This is a genomic window from Glutamicibacter soli (assembly GCF_052322135.1).
In the GTDB taxonomy this organism is placed as follows: Bacteria; Actinomycetota; Actinomycetes; order Actinomycetales; family Micrococcaceae; genus Glutamicibacter; species Glutamicibacter soli.
In genome coordinates this window covers 2,898,705-2,915,332 of record NZ_CM125969.1, presented here as the reverse complement: position 1 = coordinate 2,915,332, position 16,628 = coordinate 2,898,705, and the positions used below count along the sequence as shown (strand labels likewise).

General features: G+C 66.2%; 13 protein-coding genes. 10 read left to right on the top strand and 3 right to left on the bottom strand.

Features of this window, described 5'->3' with window-relative positions; all coding sequences use genetic code 11:
- The 7 genes from gcvT to ACTX90_RS13805 all read left to right on the top strand — a co-directional run bounded on the left by gcvT (window position 1) and on the right by ACTX90_RS13805 (window position 8,708).
- A complete protein-coding gene (gcvT, locus tag ACTX90_RS13835) occupies window positions 1-1,122 on the top strand; it encodes a glycine cleavage system aminomethyltransferase GcvT (RefSeq protein WP_047119949.1) in 1,122 nt (373 codons plus the stop codon).
- 59 nt (window positions 1,123-1,181) lie between these two features.
- A complete protein-coding gene (gcvH, locus tag ACTX90_RS13830; protein ID WP_113608166.1) occupies window positions 1,182-1,562 on the top strand; it encodes a glycine cleavage system protein GcvH in 381 nt (126 codons plus the stop codon).
- Complete coding sequence (gene glyA / locus ACTX90_RS13825; protein ID WP_443442259.1) at window positions 1,562-2,884, top strand: serine hydroxymethyltransferase; 1,323 nt, start codon at window positions 1,562-1,564, stop codon at window positions 2,882-2,884. The genes gcvH and glyA overlap by 1 nt, the downstream gene beginning before the upstream one ends.
- A 177-nt stretch (window positions 2,885-3,061) precedes the next feature.
- Window positions 3,062-4,471 (top strand): L-serine ammonia-lyase, encoded by a 1,410-nt coding sequence (locus tag ACTX90_RS13820; RefSeq protein ID WP_047119945.1) that lies wholly within the window; start codon window positions 3,062-3,064, stop codon window positions 4,469-4,471.
- Between the two features lie 419 nt (window positions 4,472-4,890).
- Window positions 4,891-6,246: a magnesium transporter gene (mgtE, locus tag ACTX90_RS13815; protein ID WP_047119944.1), complete on the top strand. Its 1,356-nt coding sequence runs from the start codon at window positions 4,891-4,893 to the stop codon at window positions 6,244-6,246.
- Between the two features lie 82 nt (window positions 6,247-6,328).
- Window positions 6,329-7,438, top strand: a complete 1,110-nt coding sequence (locus ACTX90_RS13810; RefSeq protein WP_443442258.1) for an NADH:flavin oxidoreductase/NADH oxidase — start codon at window positions 6,329-6,331, stop codon at window positions 7,436-7,438.
- 139 nt (window positions 7,439-7,577) lie between these two features.
- Window positions 7,578-8,708: a baeRF2 domain-containing protein gene (locus ACTX90_RS13805; RefSeq protein WP_047119942.1), complete on the top strand. Its 1,131-nt coding sequence runs from the start codon at window positions 7,578-7,580 to the stop codon at window positions 8,706-8,708.
- An 86-nt stretch (window positions 8,709-8,794) separates the two neighbouring features.
- Here the strand turns inward: ACTX90_RS13805 and ACTX90_RS13800 are convergent, their stop codons facing one another.
- On the bottom strand, window positions 8,795-9,973 hold the full coding sequence (locus ACTX90_RS13800) for a CPBP family glutamic-type intramembrane protease (protein WP_183043067.1): 1,179 nt from the start codon (window positions 9,971-9,973) through the stop codon (window positions 8,795-8,797).
- A 151-nt stretch (window positions 9,974-10,124) separates the two neighbouring features.
- Between ACTX90_RS13800 and ACTX90_RS13795 the strand changes: the two genes are divergently transcribed.
- From ACTX90_RS13795 to ACTX90_RS13785, 3 genes are read left to right on the top strand one after another with little or no spacing between them, the layout of a single operon-like run.
- Window positions 10,125-11,402: a YibE/F family protein gene (locus ACTX90_RS13795; protein ID WP_047119941.1), complete on the top strand. Its 1,278-nt coding sequence runs from the start codon at window positions 10,125-10,127 to the stop codon at window positions 11,400-11,402.
- A gap of 45 nt (window positions 11,403-11,447) precedes the next feature.
- Window positions 11,448-12,428 carry a metal ABC transporter solute-binding protein, Zn/Mn family gene (locus ACTX90_RS13790; protein WP_443442257.1) on the top strand — a complete coding sequence of 327 codons (981 nt, stop codon included), beginning with the start codon at window positions 11,448-11,450 and terminating at the stop codon, window positions 12,426-12,428.
- A gap of 20 nt (window positions 12,429-12,448) precedes the next feature.
- Window positions 12,449-13,567 (top strand): CDP-glycerol glycerophosphotransferase family protein, encoded by a 1,119-nt coding sequence (locus tag ACTX90_RS13785; RefSeq protein WP_052772472.1) that lies wholly within the window; start codon window positions 12,449-12,451, stop codon window positions 13,565-13,567.
- A gap of 9 nt (window positions 13,568-13,576) precedes the next feature.
- Here the strand turns inward: ACTX90_RS13785 and ACTX90_RS13780 are convergent, their stop codons facing one another.
- Window positions 13,577-15,067, bottom strand: coding sequence for an aminobutyraldehyde dehydrogenase (locus ACTX90_RS13780; protein WP_443442256.1), 1,491 nt, complete (start codon window positions 15,065-15,067; stop codon window positions 13,577-13,579).
- A gap of 37 nt (window positions 15,068-15,104) precedes the next feature.
- Window positions 15,105-16,550 carry an NAD(P)/FAD-dependent oxidoreductase gene (locus ACTX90_RS13775; RefSeq protein ID WP_443442255.1) on the bottom strand — a complete coding sequence of 482 codons (1,446 nt, stop codon included), beginning with the start codon at window positions 16,548-16,550 and terminating at the stop codon, window positions 15,105-15,107.
- Between the last annotated feature and the right edge of the window lie 78 nt (window positions 16,551-16,628).

Below are 16,628 nucleotides of genomic sequence, written 5' to 3'. Positions count from 1 at the left end.
ATGACTGAAACCATCACCAAGCACACCGCGCTGCACGGCAAGCACGAAGCCCTGGGCGCGAGCTTCACCGACTTCGGCGGCTGGGACATGCCGCTGAAGTACGGTTCGGAACTGGCAGAGCACAAGGCGGTGCGCTCCACCGCGGGCCTGTTCGACCTGTCCCACATGGGCGAGGTCTGGGTTTCCGGCCCGCAGGCAGCCAGCGCGCTGAACACCGCGCTGGCCGGCAACTTCGCCCTGATGAAGGTCGGCAAGGCCAAGTACTCGCTGATCCTGAACGAAGCTGGCAAGATCATCGACGACCTGATCGTCTACCGCATGGAAGACGAAAAGTACCTGGTGGTGCCGAACGCCGGCAACGCCCCGGTGGTCGCCGCCGAGCTGGCCAAGCGCGCCGAGGGCTTCGACGCGCAGGTGCAGGACGCTTCCGCTGATGAATCGCTGATCGCGGTCCAGGGACCGAACGCCGAGGCCATCGTGGCCAAGCTCGCCGCCGACGAGGCCGGCGCAGCTATCGTCACCGAGATGAAGTACTACTCGGCCGCCTACACGAAGCTCGGCGGGGTGGACGCCATCCTGGCCCGCACCGGCTACACCGGCGAGGATGGCTTCGAGCTGATCATCAAGAACGCCGACGCCGCCGGCCTGTGGGACACCATCGTGGAGATCGGCAAGGACCATGAGCTGGTTCCGTGCGGCCTGGCCGCACGCGACTCGCTGCGCCTGGAAGCCGGCATGCCGCTGTACGGCAACGAGCTCTCGCTGGAGCGCACCCCGTTCGACGCGGGCCTCGGCGCGGTGGTCTCCTTCAAGAAGGAAGAGGACTTCGTCGGCCGCTCCGCGCTGGAGGCAGTGCGCGAGCAGACCCCTGCCCGCAAGCTGGTGGGCCTGAAGGGCCTGGGCAAGCGCGCAGGCCGCGGCGGCTACGCCATCGTCAAGGACGGCGCCGTCATCGGAGAGATCACCTCCGGCCAGCCTTCGCCGACCCTGGGCTACCCGGTCGGCCTGGGCTATGTCGATGCGGCCTTCAGCGAAGTGGGCACCGAGCTGGAAGTCGACCTGCGAGGTAAGACTTTGCCATTTGTTGTCGTGGAACTGCCGTTCTACACGCGCGCCAAGTAACGTTAAACAAAGAGGGCATAGCCTAACGCCCCCTATTTCCCCTTGGGAGAGGAAAAATCGTGAGTAAAGTTCTGTCATCGTTGCGCTACTCGGCCGAGCACGAGTGGATCGACGCATCGTCCCCAGCCAAGATCGGCATCACCCAGATTGCTGCCGACGCGCTGGGCGACGTTGTTTACGTAGACCTGCCAGAGGTCGGCGACACCGTCACCGCCGGCGAGACCTGCGGCGAAGTCGAGTCCACCAAGTCGGTCTCCGACCTGTACTCGCCGGTCACCGGCACCATCGTCGAGGTCAACCAGGAAGCAGCGGACAACCCTGCCATCCTGAACGAGGATCCATACGGCGCAGGCTGGCTGTTCACCGTCGAGGTCGAGTCCGAAGGCCCGCTGCTTTCCGCAGCCGACTACGCAAGCGCGAACGGTGGAAACGTCGAGTAATGAGCAACAAGACTTATGAATCACTGGCACCGGCATCGCTGACCCAGTCCCTGGCCGAGCTGGATCCAGAGGTCGCGCAGCGTATCGATGCCGAGCTGGCCCGCCAGCAGCGCGGCCTGGAAATGATCGCCTCGGAAAACCACACGGCCCAGGCCGTGATGCAGGCTCAGGGTTCGGTGCTGACCAACAAGTACGCCGAGGGCTACCCGGGCCGCCGCTACTACGGCGGCTGCGAAGAGGTCGACGTCATCGAGACCCTGGCCATCGAGCGCGTCAAGGAACTGTTCGGCGCGAAGTTCGCCAACGTCCAGCCGCACTCCGGGGCCCAGGCCAACGCGTCGGTCTACCACGCGCTGGTGCGTCCGGGCGATACCGTGCTGGGCTTGAACCTGGCCCACGGCGGGCATTTGACCCACGGCATGAAGATCAACTTCTCCGGCCGCCTGTTCAACATCGTCCCGTACGGCGTGGACGAGGAGACGAACCTGGTGGACATGGACGAGGTCGAGCGCCTGGCCATCGAGCACCAGCCGAAGATGATCGTGGCCGGCTGGTCGGCCTACCCTCGCCAGCTGGACTTCGTCCGCTTCCGCGAAATCGCGGACAAGGTCGGTGCGTACCTGTTCGTGGACATGGCGCATTTCGCCGGCCTGGTCGCCACGGGGCTGCACCCGTCGCCGGTGCCGCATGCGCATGTGGTCACCTCGACCACGCACAAGACCCTGGCAGGCCCTCGCGGCGGCATCATCCTGTCGAGTGATGCGGAGATCGCCAAGAAGCTGAACTCGGCGGTGTTCCCTGGCCAGCAGGGTGGCCCGCTGGAGCATGTGATCGCGGGCAAGGCGGTGGCGTTCAAGATCGCCGCGTCGCCGGAGTTCAAGGAGCGCCAGCAGCGCACCTTGGCCGGTTCGCGGATTTTGGCGCAGCGGTTGACCCAGGCCGATGTGGCCGCCAAGGGCATCAGCGTGTTGACCGGCGGCACGGATGTGCACCTGGTGCTGGTGGACCTGCGCCACAGCGAGCTGGATGGGCAGCAGGCCGAGGATCTGCTGGCGCAGGTGGAGATCACGGTGAACCGCAATTCGGTGCCGTTTGATCCGCGTCCGCCGATGACTACCAGCGGGTTGCGGATCGGCACCCCGGCGTTGGCGACCCGCGGGTTCTCCGAGGAGGCGTTTGCCGAGGTTGCGGAGATCATTGCGCAGACCCTGATTGCCGGGGCCGAAGGCAACACCGGGGTGTTGCCGGAGTTGAAGGCCCGGGTTCTGGAGCTGGCCGCAGCCCACCCACTGTACCCGGAGCTGGCCAAGGTTTCCGAGTAGCATCTTCAAACGAAGATGAGGGCCCGGAAAGCGGCGAAAAAGCGCTTTTCGGGCCCTCAGTCTCTCTACTGCCGAAAATACGCGGCACAAGAAGGACGGCAGGGGGAAGAACCCTGCATGACAGACAAGCCGATCCGGGTTTCACCCGGATCCCAAGATCTAAGGATGTGATCCGCTATGGCGGTAAGCGTATTCGATCTCTTCTCGGTAGGCATCGGACCATCGTCCAGCCACACCGTGGGACCAATGCGTGCGGCCCACGCTTTCATTGCGCATCTGGTGCGCGAGGGGCAGCTCCCCGCGGTGGAGAGCATCCGCGTTGACGTCTACGGTTCGCTGGCCGCCACCGGCCGCGGGCACGGAACCTTCACCGCCATCATGCTGGGGCTGGAAGGCTTCGAGCCGGAAAGCATCCTGCCGACCCAGGTTGATTCCCGCCTGGCGGACATGGACGCCAGCGGCGTGCTGCGCCTGGCCGAGCAGCTGGGGCACCGCAAGGACCTGGACTACCGGGTCGAGGACATGATCCAGCACCCGCTGACCGTGCTGCCCCGCCATACCAACGGCGTGAAGTTCATCGCCTTCGACGCCCAGGGCGCCGAACTGTCCAATGAGACCTTCTTCTCCGTCGGAGGCGGCTTCATTGTGCGTGAAGGCGCCGAGGAACGCATCGAAAAGAGCCTGGAAAAGAAGCTCAAGCAGCAGCCCTATCCGTTCACCACCGCGTCCAAGCTGCTGGAGCACTGCCGCGAAACGGGCAAGTCGATCGCTGAAATCATGATGGCCAACGAGGAAACCTACCGCACCCGCGAAGAAATCCGCTCCGGCCTGATCCACATCTACGAGGTCATGGAGGAGTGCAAGAACTCCGCCCTCGAGCGAACCGGCGTGCTGCCCGGCGGCCTGAAGGTCCGCCGACGCGCGCCTGAATGGCACAAGCGCCTGCGCAAGGAAGACAAGGACCGCGATCCGGTGTTCTGGCAGGAGTGGATCAACCTCGTGGCCCTGGCCGTCAACGAGGAAAACGCTTCGGGCGGCCGGGTGGTGACCGCCCCGACCAACGGCGCCGCCGGCATCATCCCCGCCGTGCTGTTCTACGCAACCCACTACGCCCCGGGGGCCAAGTACTGGAACGCGGAAGAAAAGCACGACGCCGTCGTGAACTTCCTTCTCACCGCCGGCGCGGTCGGCGTGCTCTACAAGGAACAGGCCTCGATCTCCGGCGCCGAGGTCGGATGCCAGGGCGAAGTCGGTTCGGCCTCCTCCATGGCCGCCGGCGGGCTGGCCGAAATCCTGGGCGGAACCCCTGCACAGGTGGAGAACGCCGCGGAGATCGCCATGGAACACAATCTCGGACTGACCTGCGACCCCATCGGAGGACTGGTGCAGATCCCATGCATCGAACGCAACGCGATCGCCGCTTCCAAGGCAGTGAACGCCGCGAAGATGGCGCTGATGGGCGACGGCGAACACCACGTCACCCTCGACGAAGTCATCATCACCATGCGGGAAACCGGCAAGGACATGAGCGACAAGTACAAGGAAACCGCGATGGGCGGACTGGCCGTCAACGTCGTCGAATGCTGACGCACTGACAATCGTGCACCATGCGCCGGCAGGGCGGAGCTTCATCGAAGCTCCGCCCTGTCGGGCTTCCGGACCCTATGAGCTCAGGCACCATGGCGGGACATCAGCAGGCAAGGATGATAGAACTGGAGATAGACGGTGGCCCACGCGCCACCCTGTCCGCAAGGAGGTGATCACATGGACGACGGCCCTAGCCGATCTATGTTCACGCGATCTCTCCGGGACGATTCGTAGCGCCCAAGCCTCTTTCGGCTTCCCTGCGTGCACGTCTGCGAGTTCGCGACCGGCTCTCATTCACGTGCGCAGAACACCAGCCAAATCAGGAGATTTATCTCCTCTTTTTTGATGCTTCCGGCCTTCGGCTTACGGGGCAGAATGCTGATGTTTCCGCGCCAAACAACACGTTTGGACGACTTGCCATGTACACCACTCCAAAAGTAGACTTCTCAACTAATTCTCGGGAACTGCACGCAGCCTTGAAAGCGGAGGAGCTCGGCGCATTGGCCGCGCAGCTTCGCCGGCTGGAACCGGCGGAAATCATCGAACACCTGGACACGCTCAGCCTCTCCGAAGCCGCCATCGCCTTCCGCCTGCTGGACAAGCCGCGGGCGTTGAGGGTGTTCGAAAAGCTCGACGCCCCGCTGCAGGCCGACCTCATCAAGGGCCTCCAGCAGGACGCGGTTGCCCAGACGCTGGCCGGTATCGGAGCCACCGAGCGGGCGGCGCTGCTCGACGAGCTTCCTGCCACGGTGGCTTCCAGCCTGCTGCAGGCACTGGACTCCACGACCCGCGAAGAAACCCGCGTGCTCCTGGGCTACTCCGCGGCCTCCACGGGACGCTTCGTCTCGACGCGCTACATCAAGACCTACCCGGAGCTGACCGCAGAGCAGACCCTTGAGCGCGTCCGTCAGCAGGTGGCCGAGCGCACCAGCGCAAACCTGGTGCTCGTGGTGGACCACGAGCGCCGCCTGCTCGGCGGAGTGGAGCTCAGCCAGCTCATCGCCGCTGATCCGCAGAGCCTCGTCGGGGACCTGCTCACCCCGATGTTCACCGCGACGGTCGCGGATCCCGCGGTGCAGACCGCGCGCCGTGTGGTCAACCGCCAGCTCGAAATCGGCGCGGTGCTCGACCAGGAAGAAAAGCTGGTCGGGGTCCTGAGCTGGGCTCAGGCGCTGGAGATCCTGGACGACGCCGACGAGGCGCGGACCGCACGCACCGCCGGTTCCGAACCGCTGAACCGGCCGTACCTGAGCACCCCGATCGGCGGCATGGTCCGCTCGCGCATCCTCTGGCTGCTTGTACTGGCCATCGGCGCCACGTTGACCGTGCAGGTGCTTTCCAGCTTCGAGGAAACCCTTGAATCCATGGTGGTGCTCAGCCTGTTCATTCCGCTGATCGTCGGTATCGGCGGCAACACCGGCAACCAGGCGGCGACCACCGTCACCCGAGCCCTGGCCATGGGGGAGGTGCGGATCTCCGACATCGGCCGCGTGCTGCTGCGCGAGGTCCGCGTGGGCTTCGTGCTGGGGCTCAGCCTCGGGCTGCTTGGCTTCTTGCTGACGCGGGTGATCTTTGAGGAACAGGTCGCCTGGGTGATTGGCCTGACCTTGATGGTGCTGTGCACCGTGGCGGCAGGGGTCGGCGGCATCATGCCGATCATCGGCAAGTCGATCAAGGCCGATCCGGCGGTGTTCTCCAACCCGTTCATCTCGACCTTCGTCGACGCCGCGGGGCTGGTTGTCTACCTGAGCATCGCGGTGCTGGTCCTGGGCTGAGGCTCCGGCCCGCGCCGGGGCGAAATGTTACGCCGCATCTCGGCGGCGGAATAAGCGGCCGGGCCGGAACGTCATACCTAGCATGCCTCAAAGTAAACTCTTCGCTCCCACGACCATCCCTACCCGCGCCGGAGAAGGCCTGGCGCTGCGCAACCGCGCGGTGCTCCCGCCGATGTGCCAGTACTCCATCGAGCAGCGCGACGGGATCCCGACCGCCTGGCAGCTGGTCCATCTGGGCGCCCACGCCCAGGGCGGATTCGGGCTGGTCATCGCCGAGGCCACGGCGGTGGCGCCCGAAGGCAGGATCTCCGACTTGGACGTCGGTTTGTGGAACGAGCAGCAGGCCGAAGCCTGGAAGCCGGTCACCGAGTTCATCCATTCCCAGGGGGCCGCCGCCGGCGTGCAGCTGGCCCACGCCGGAGCCAAGGCCTCAACCTACGGCTGGCTCAAGGAATACGAGGACGCCGGGAAGACCGGAAGCCTCGCCCCGGAGGACGGCGGCTGGCAGACTCTGACCTCGACCCCGAGCGACCTGCACGGACTGGCTCCGGCAGCCCAGATGTCCGGGCAGCAGATCGCCGACTCGGTGCAGGACTGGGCCGAGGCCGCGAAGCGTGCGGACCAAGCTGGATTCGACCTGATCCAGATCCATGCAGCGCATGGCTACCTGATCCACCAGTTCCTCTCCCCGCTGGTGAACCAGCGCACCGACCAATACGGCGGCAGCTGGGAGAACCGCACCCGCTACCTGCGTGAGATCGTGCAGGCAGTCGCGGCCGTGTGGCCGCAGGAGAAGGCCCTGGGCATCAGGTTCTCCGGAGACGACTGGGTCGAGGGCGGCTGGCGCATCGATGACACGGTGCGGCTGGCCACGGAACTCTACGCGGCGGGCGTGCGGGCCTTCGACCTGTCCAGCGCGGGGATCGGGCCCTTCCGCGGTCCCAGCGGACCGGGATACCAGGTGCCGCTGGCCCAAGCTGTCAAGCAGGCGCTGCCCGAGGACGCGTTCGTCACGGCCGTCGGCGGGATCACCGATCCAGTGCAGGCCGAGCAGATCCTGGTGACCGGCCAGGCCGACGGCGTGAGCGTGGGACGCGCCGCCCTGGGCGACCCACAGTGGCCCAACCGGGCTTCCAAGAAGCTGGGCGCGGCCATGGCATCCCCGGCGCAGTACTGGCGCGGCCGCTGGTAGATTGAGGGGGCCATGCTGATTTGCGCGGATCCGCGGCTTACTTTGCGCTTACCTCTTCCTGCATCTGAATAGTGATGTTAGGTTAGTGCCACGGATCAAGTCGCATCGCGGCGAGAGTCGCGTGCGGAAGGGAGTCAGCATGGCACTACGCGCGGATTCTAATGGAATCGACGCTTCGCTCTACCGAAAGCCCGGCCCGTGGAGCACCGCACTGGTCGATGCTTCGCTGGGAAACACATCCGCCCAAGAGGCAGCAGATAATCTTCCCGACAAGGTGGCGAAGCTGCTCAAAAGCCAGCAGGCAAGCGCTGGGGATATCAGCGCCGTCACCGGTGCACTTGAGCCAGCGCAGGGAATGCGCGCACCGGTAGCCCGTTTCATCGCAGTGCATGACGGCGAGGTGCTGTTGAACGAACTGCTCCCCGGGCTGAAGGTTGAATCGCCGTCGGTCGACGTCGGACCGTTCCCGAACTTCACTGCGCTGGCGCGATCCCGCGGCGGCTCGTTCTCCTACCTCGTGGCAGAGGTCGGACGCGACGGCGGAGAAGTCCATCTCTACAACACCACTTCACCCGAACGCATCGCCAGCCGCGGCATCGTCGGCGCACCGGAGGAAGTCCGCCACGCGCGCAAGGTGCCCGGGGAATACGACCAGCCCAAGGCCCAGGCCGCTGCGGATGAAATGATTCGGCGGAACACGGAGGAAGTCGCCGAGCTGATTGAGGACATGTGCCGCGACAACTACGTACGGCTGATCGTCCTCTCCGGGGACATCAAGGCCCGCGAAGCGGTCGCCAGCGCGCTGCCGGCCAACCTGCAGGACTATGTGGAAGTCATCGACGCCCACACGCGCACCGGCGGCGCGGATACCAAGCAGGTGCAGCAGCATATTTCGAAACTCGTGGACGAGGTGAAATCGGCGGCCGTCGCGGACCTGGAGGCCAAGGTCACGGCGCAGGCAGGCAACGGGAGGTCGCTGCTGGCCGTGGGGCTGGACGAAGTCGTCACCGCACTGCAGTCGGCCCAGGCCGAAGTGGTGCTGGTCGGCCAGTACCAGGACGAGCACACCCTGCGCGCGCTGAGCGCCGAGCCATGGGTCGCACACCAAGAAGGAGATGATCACGCAGACCTGGTAGTCGGCGAATGGCCGGCCCCGGAAGTCCTGCTGCGGGCCACTGCCCTGACCGACGCAACGATCCGCTACGTCCCGGACATGGCCATGCCCGACGGTGCCGGCATCGCCGCGCTGCTTCGGTGGGCCAAGTCCTAGGAGCCAACCGCACTTAACCAACCAAGCGTGGGAACGCCTCGGCGATCCCACGCTTGCCTATGCCTGCCGTCGCGTATGCGGGGCGGCTACCGGTAGTTCCGGTCCGGGTCCTGTCCGGCTGGTCCGTCCGGCCCCTGCGCTCCGGGCTGCCCCGGTTCCATCGGCGTCTGCGGGAATCCGTCCGGCCCGGGCTGGTGCTGTCCGGCGAAGTTCCCGTTCTCCTGCGGCGCCCAGTAGGCCTGCTGCTGCGGGCCCATCGGGTAGGCGATGGGCCACGGCTGCAGCAGGTGCTGCTCGGCGCGGCGGCGCGGCGCCGGCCCGACGCTGCGCTGGATGTCCTTCTTCTGCGCGAGCTTGACCAGCAGGACCGTCAGGATTGCGGTCATCGCGCCGGAGATGAGCAGCGAAACCAGGTCCGAGCCCTCGGCGTTCAGGTCGACCAGGCCGACCGAACCGAGCAGGAACAGCGAGGTGTTGTTCACGACGTGGATCGCGATCGCGGCTTCCAGGCCGCCAGTGCGCCAGGTCAGGTAGCCGGCGGCGATGGCGAAGATCGCCACGTCCAGCAGGCCGTAGACGTCGTACAGGTGCCCAGCGGTGAACAGCGGCACCGGCAGCAGGATCGCGAAGAGCGGGTGCTTGAGCCAGCTGCCGATGACCTGCATGAACGCCCCGCGGAAAACAAGTTCCTCGGCTGCGCACTGCAGCGGGGTGAGCAGGATGACCAGCAGGGCGTAGAACAAGGGGCTCGGCGGGATGCTGCTGGCAGGCACCTCGACGCCGCCGCCCGCATCCAGGGCGTCCAGGATGAACGTCAGCGCGAAGTAGGCGGCGTACACGATGCCGCTGACCGCGAACGCAGTGCCCATCCAGCCCCAGCGGATCTTCCCGGCGACCGAGACCAGCAGGCAGACCGGCTTGGCTCCGAGCAGCAGGTAGGCGAACCACACCGAGGGGATCATCACGATCAGCGAGATCATCACGATGGAGAACATCATCGGGTCAGCCATGTTCATCACCGTGAGCTGCTCCAGCGCCGCGGTGTCGCCGCTCCAGAACGCCGGATTGGACATCATCATCACGAAGGCGATGACGCCAACCACGATGGAGAGCACCGCGAAGAATCCGGAGGCAGTGCCCAGCAGCGCCAGCGGACGCCACCAGCGGTAGTTCTCGTCGCGCCGCAGGAGCCTGTGGAACTCGTAGCGCGGTTCATCAACGTTTTCCGTCGGGGCCGGAAGCCCCGCATTTGATGTCATGCTCATGCTTCCATTCTCCCGGTGAGGCCCACCCAAACGCATGAACCTTCCGGAGGATCTCTGCGCTCATTCCGAAGGGGCAGGCATCCGGGCTTGCCACTGGCTGATTAGACTTGGGGACGACAACTTCGACTCGAGCGATGCGGAGAACGCACCCGTGGGCCACCACCATCACGACGAACCCATCCTGCAGGACCCCAAGCGACGCCGCCGTGCCTCGATCATCCTCTGGGCCCTGCTCGCACCGGTCGGCGCCCTGGCGCTGGTCATGGTCATCGCGCTGTGGCCGCAGGGGAACTACGACAAGTTCGCCCTGTCGGGATCCACTGACACCACCGGCGGCGCGGTGATGGCCACCGGCACCGTGACCCGTTCGGTGTTCCAGGACTGCCCTTCTTCGCAGGGCCTGGAGGACGTGGGCGGCAAGGTGCTCGAATGCACCGTCACCTACGTGATGCCCGATGACGGCGGCGCCGAGATCCAGCTGGAGATCCCGCAGGAGACGCTGCAGTCGCGCGAAGCGCGGGCGGGGGATTCGCTGCGCTACCTGGACCTGTCCAAGGTGGGCTCCAACTCCGGGACGGATTTCGTGTTCGTTGACTTCGTGCGCACCTTCCCGATGGCCCTGCTGGCGATCGCCTACGGCCTAGTGGTCGTGCTCGTGGCAGGATGGCGCGGGGCCCGCGCCATGATCGGGCTGGTCGGCGGCATCGCCTTCATGATCGTGTTCATGGTCCCGGCGCTGCTGGAAGGCGGCAATCCGATTGTGGTGGGCCTGACCGGTTCGACTGCCATCATGTTCGTGGCGTTGTATTTCGCGCACGGGCTGAATGCCAAGACCTCCACCGCGCTGCTGGGCACGCTGTTCGGCTTGGGGGTGACGGCCGGACTGGCGCTGTGGCTGACCGACGCGGCGGCGCTGACCGGGGCGCACGACGAGGCCGCCATGACGCTGTCCACCGTGGCTCCGCAGATCTCGCTGCCGGGCCTGCTGATCTGCGGCGTGCTGATCGGCGGCATGGGTGTGCTCAACGACGTGACCATCACCCAGTCGGCCACGGTCTGGGAGCTGGCAGAGTCCGCGCCGAAGGCCAGCGCCACCGAGCTCTTCCTGCGCGGCATGCGCATCGGGCGCGACCACATCGCCTCCACGGTCTACACCATCGCCTTCGCCTATGCCGGCGCGGCGCTGCCGGTGCTGGCCATCGCCGCGCTGAGCAACCAGGGCTTCGGCACCACGCTCAGCTCCGGGGAAATGGCCGAGGAAGTCATCCGGATCCTGATCGGCTCCATCGGCCTGGTGCTGGCGATTCCGGTGACCACCGCCATCGCGGTGCTGGTGGTCAAGGCCACCGGAACCGGGGGAGCACACGGCAAATCGCTGGGCGGCAGCGGCCGCCGGGCGGCGCTAAGTGCGAATCATTCTCACGAGTAATGTAGAATAGTTCTCAATAGCGAACCTGAACTAGAAAGCTTCCTCGTGAAAAACCGCTCAATTCTCGCCTCACTTGCCCTCGTTCCCGTCGCCGGCCTGCTGCTGTCGGGATGCTCCTCCGATGCGCAGAGCGCGCCGGAGACCTCGGGCCCGAGCATCGTGGCCACCACGAACGTCTACGCGCAAATCGCCCAGACGGTAGCCGGCGAGCATGCGGAGGTCAGCGAGATCATCGCCTCCACCGCGCAGGACCCGCATTCCTACGAGCCGACGGCCCGCGACAAGCTCGCCCTCTCCCAGGCCAGCATCGTGCTGGCCAACGGCGGGGGATACGACTCCTTCATGGACACCCTGGTCCAGTCGCTGCCCCAGGAGCAGCGCGACAACCTCTCGCTGCTGCATGTGGTCGACTCCTCGCCGGTCGCCGCCGAGGAAGCCCAAGGCCACGGGGACGAAGCCGATGAGCACGCCCACGACGAGGGCGGGGAGCACGGGCACGAGCACGCCGAGTACAACGAGCATGTCTGGTACGACCTGGACTCCATGAGCGCGCTGGCCGATGCCCTCGCCGCCGAGCTGGGCAAGCAGGACGCCGCCAACGCCGCCGACTACACGCGCAACGCCCGGGAATTCGACGCCGACATCGAGCAACTGGCTGGCGAGCTGTCCGCCGCCGGGCTGGAGGGCAAGAGCTACCTGATGACCGAACCGGTGCCGTTCCACCTGCTGGAGGACGCCGGCATGGTCAACAAGACCCCCGCCGGGCTGAGCGAAGCCATCGAGGAAGGCGAGGGCATCGCCCCGCTGACCCTCAAGAACGCCGAGGACCTGCTGGCCGGCAAGGGCGCGGACGTGATGGTCTACAACGTGCAGACCGAAGGCACCGAAACCAAGGCCCTGAGCTCGGTGGCGAAAGACGCCGGGGTGCCCGTGGTGGAACTGACCGAGACGATCACCGACGGCTCGACCTACCTGGAATGGATGCAGGGAAACATCGAATCCCTTGCCTCCGCGCTGAAGGGCTAGCGCTTACGTAGACTTAACGCATGCCGTTGATTCCATCCCCAATCAATCAAGCCGCTGGAAAAGCCAAGTCCCTGCTGGCCGAGCGCTCGGTGCGAGCCCAGATCGCCGAAGCCTCCCGTGGACTGGAACAGGCGGATGTGGTCCTGTTCTTCGCTGAAGGCCCGGGCCAGATCTACCAGCTGGACACCTGGCTGGAGACCTTCGAACGGCTGGCCGACCAGGGGATGAGCACCGGGGTGGTGCTCATGGACGCGCTCAGCGCGCGGCAGGCGCTGGACTCGACCAGCCTGCCGCTGCTGTTCACCCGCTCCATGGAGCAGATCGAGAAGCAGCTGGCCGCGATGGGCACCAAGGCCATCTGCTACGTGAACAATTCGCAGCGCAACTTCACCATGCTGCGCTTCAACGGCCCGGCGCACATCCACCTGAACCACGGCGAGAGCGAAAAGGCCTCCATGGTCTCCAACCAGCTCAAGGCCTACGACTACGCCTGCGTCGCCGGCCCGGCGGCGGTCGAGCGCATCCGCGAGGCCATCCCGCGCTTCGACCTCGCCCACCTGGTGCAGATCGGCCGCCCGCAGCTTGATGCGCTGACGCCCAGCGGCCCGAGCGCCAGGATCCGGGTGCTCTATGCGCCGACCTGGGAAGGCGATTCCCAGGCCATGGCCTATTCCTCCATCACCGCGCTGGGGGAGCGGATCCTCGCCCAACTGCAGGCCGACGACCGCTTCGAGGTCCGCTTCCGCCCGCACCCCAAGACCGGTGACGTGTCGGGCGAAGCCCGCAAGTCCATCACCGCATTGAAGTCCAACTACACCTCGCTGCTGGATCCCACCGCGGACGCCGGCCAGTCGCTGGTCTGGGCCGACGTGGCGATTTGCGACATCTCGGCCATGTCCTACGACGCGGTGGCACTGAATGTGCCGCTGCTGCTGGCCGGGGACCGGGACTGCAAGCTGCGCCAGGGCCTGCCGGCGGACCAATTGCTCGGCCACGCCAACGGGCTGGCCGACCGCGTGGCCGCGCTGGCGGCCTCCGGGGTGTCCGGACGGCAAAAGCAGCTGGCCCAGTATTTCTTCGCCACCACCGAACCGGGGGGCGCGACGGAAAAACTGGGCCAGCTGCTGCGCAGTGTCTGACGCTTCGGGCTAGCGCTGCTTGAACACCGTGTCCTGCCATTTGCGGTGGGCCGCGGTGTCATGGGCGATCAGCACGTGTTTGACGTTCGTGTACTCGTCGAAGGAGTACTGACTCATGTCCTTGCCCATGCCCGAGGCCTTGTAGCCGCCGTGCGGCATGTCCGAGACGATGATGATGTGCTCGTTGATCCACACGCAGCCGGCCTGGATCTCGGCGCTGGCGCGCATGGCGCGGTTCACATCCTTGGTCCAGGCGCTGGCGGCCAGGCCGTAGGGGGTGTCGTTGGCCAGCTCGATGGCCTGCTCGTCGGTGTCGAACGGCAGCGCCACCAGCACCGGGCCGAACACCTCGTCCTGCACGATCTCCGAATCCTGCGCCGCTCCGGTGATCAGGGTCGGGCGGTAGAAGTTGCCCGGACGGTCAACGCGCACGCCTCCGGCCAGGGCGGTGGCCCCGGCGGCGACGGCGCGCTCGACCATGGCCGCGACCTTGGCCGCATGCTGCTCGCTGATCAGCGCGCCCATGTCGGTGTCCTCGTCGGTCGGATCCCCGACCACCATGGCGTCCATCAGCTCGGCCACGCGGGAGGTGAACTTCTCGAACACCGAGGAGTGCACGTAGGCGCGAGTGGCGGCGGTGCAGTCCTGGCCTGCGTTGATGGTGGAACCGGCCACCGCGCCGTGAGCTGCTGCCTCGATATCCGCGTCGTCGAAAACCACGAACGGCGCCTTGCCGCCCAGTTCCAGATGCACGCGCTTGCCGCTCTCGGCGGCCATGGACATGATCTTCAGGCCCACCGCGGTGGACCCGGTGAAGGAGGTCATCTTCACCAACCGGTGGCGCACCAGCGGCTCGCCGACCTCCACGCCGCCGCCGACCACCACGTTGATGACGCCGTCGGGCAGTCCCGCGTCCTTGGCGGCCTGCGCGAACAGCAAGGTGGTGCCAGGGGTGAGCTCGCTGGGCTTGAGCACGATGGTGTTGCCCGCGGCGATCGCCGGCAGCACCTTCCATGCGGCCATCTGCAGCGGGTAGTTCCACGGGCTGATCGAGCCGATCACGCCGATGGCCTCGCGGCGCACCATCGAGGTGGTGTTTCCGGCGTAGTCCCCGGCGGCCAGGCCCTGCAGGTTGCGGGCCGCTCCGGCGAAGAAGTTCACGTTGTCGATCGAGCCCGGCACATCGAATTCGGTGGACATGCGGATGGTCTTGCCGGTCTGCGCGGTTTCCACCTGTGCCAGCAGGTCGGCCTTGCCCTGCAGCTCGCGGGCCAGGGCCAGCAGGTGGTCGGAGCGCTCGCCCGGGGTGAGCTTGGACCAGCTGGAGAACGCGGCGGCCGCTGCCTGCACTGCCTGGTCGACCTGGGCGGCGGTGGCGGTGTCCACGTCCATCAGCTTCTGGCCGGTGGCAGGGCTGGTGCGGGTGATGGCAGGGCCTTCGCCGCGCACGAACGCGCCGTTGATGAACTGGTGGCCCTCGGTGAATTCAAAGGTAGTCATAGGTGGTTCCTTGGATAGGTAGTGGCTGGCGGCGGGCTCAGGAATCGAAGCCCATGCCGATCTTGTCCATGAGCTTCAGGAAGGGCGAGCGCTTGCCTTCGTTGCGGTCGGCCTTCACCAGGTGGCTGGTCATCAGCTTCACGCCGACCCAGGCGGCAGGCTCCGGCGGGAACGGGATCGGCTTGGTGCGCACCAGTTCCAGCTCGGTCAGCTCGGTCTTCGCGCCGGAGAGCAGGTCCAGCATGACCTTGCCGCCGAAGCGGGTGGCGCCCACTCCCAGCCCGGTGAAGCCGGCGCAGTAGGCGACCTTGCCGCCGTAGGCCAGGTCGAAGAAGGAGAAGAAGCGCGAGCAGGTGTCGATTGCCCCGCCCCAGGCGTGGGAGAACTTCACCTCGTGCAGCTGAGGGAAGCTGCCGAAGAAGTGCGAGGCGAGCTTCTCGAAGGTTTCCTGGTTGGTGTCGTAGCTGGAACGCACCTTGCCGCCGAAGTGGTAAACCGCGTCGTAGCCGCCGTACAGGATGCGGAATCCGCCCTGCTCGTCGATGGTCGGGCGGGAGTAGTGGAAACGGTTGTTCATGTCAGCCAGTCCCACCATCGGATCCCAGCCGATGGCGGCACGCTGTTCTTCGGTCAGCGGCTCGGTCATCAATGCGTAGTCGTAGACCGGGATGACGTGGGCGCGGTGGCGCTTGAGCAGCGAGGGGAAGACGTTGGTGGCCAGTGCGACGTGCTTCGCGGTCACCTGTCCGTCGGCAGTCAGCGCGCGCATGGTGGCGCCGTCCTCGACCAGCTCGGTGACTTGGGTGTGCTCGTAGATCTTCACGCCAAGCTCGGTGCAAACCCGGGCAAGTTCCCAGACCAGCTTGGCGGGGTGGACCAGCGCGGAGCTGTCCTTGTCCCAGGCGCCGGCCAGGAAATCGGGGGAGTTGATGAGCGTGCGGGTACCGGCGGCATCCAGGACCTCGACGCCCTCGGATCCGGCTTCCTCGGTGACCCATTCGATCTGGTGGGGTTCGGTGGCAACGTTCAGCACGCCGTCGCGGGTGAAGTCAACGTCCATGGTGTAGCGTTCGACGGTTGCCTGCAGCTCGTCGAGGTTCTGCGCGCCAAGCTTTGCCAGCAGCGCGTTCTCCCTGGGCAGGTGGTTCTCGCCGTTGGTTTCGCCGTGGACCAGCGAGGCTTCGCAGAAGCCGCCGTTGCGTCCTGAGGCGGCCCAGCCGATGCGCTGGCCCTCGAGCAGCACGACCTCGCGTTGCGGGTCGCGCTCCTTGGCCTGCAGCGCAGTCCACAGGCCGGTGTAGCCGCCTCCGACCACCAGCAGGTCGGTGTCGACGCTGCCGTGCAGCGCGGACTTCGGCGCCGGGCGCTTGTCCGTGTCCAGCCAGTAGCTGGTGTGCTTGGCGTCGGCCAGCGAGGCGGAGATGTGCGCGCGCGAGGCCTTGGCCTCGTGGCGGTCGAATGAAATCGGGTTGGTGATAGCCATGGATGGTCCTTGGTCTGAAAGGTATGGGGTCGGGAAGGAATGCGGGTTCAGGCGCGGTGCGTGGCGCATTCCAGTGGT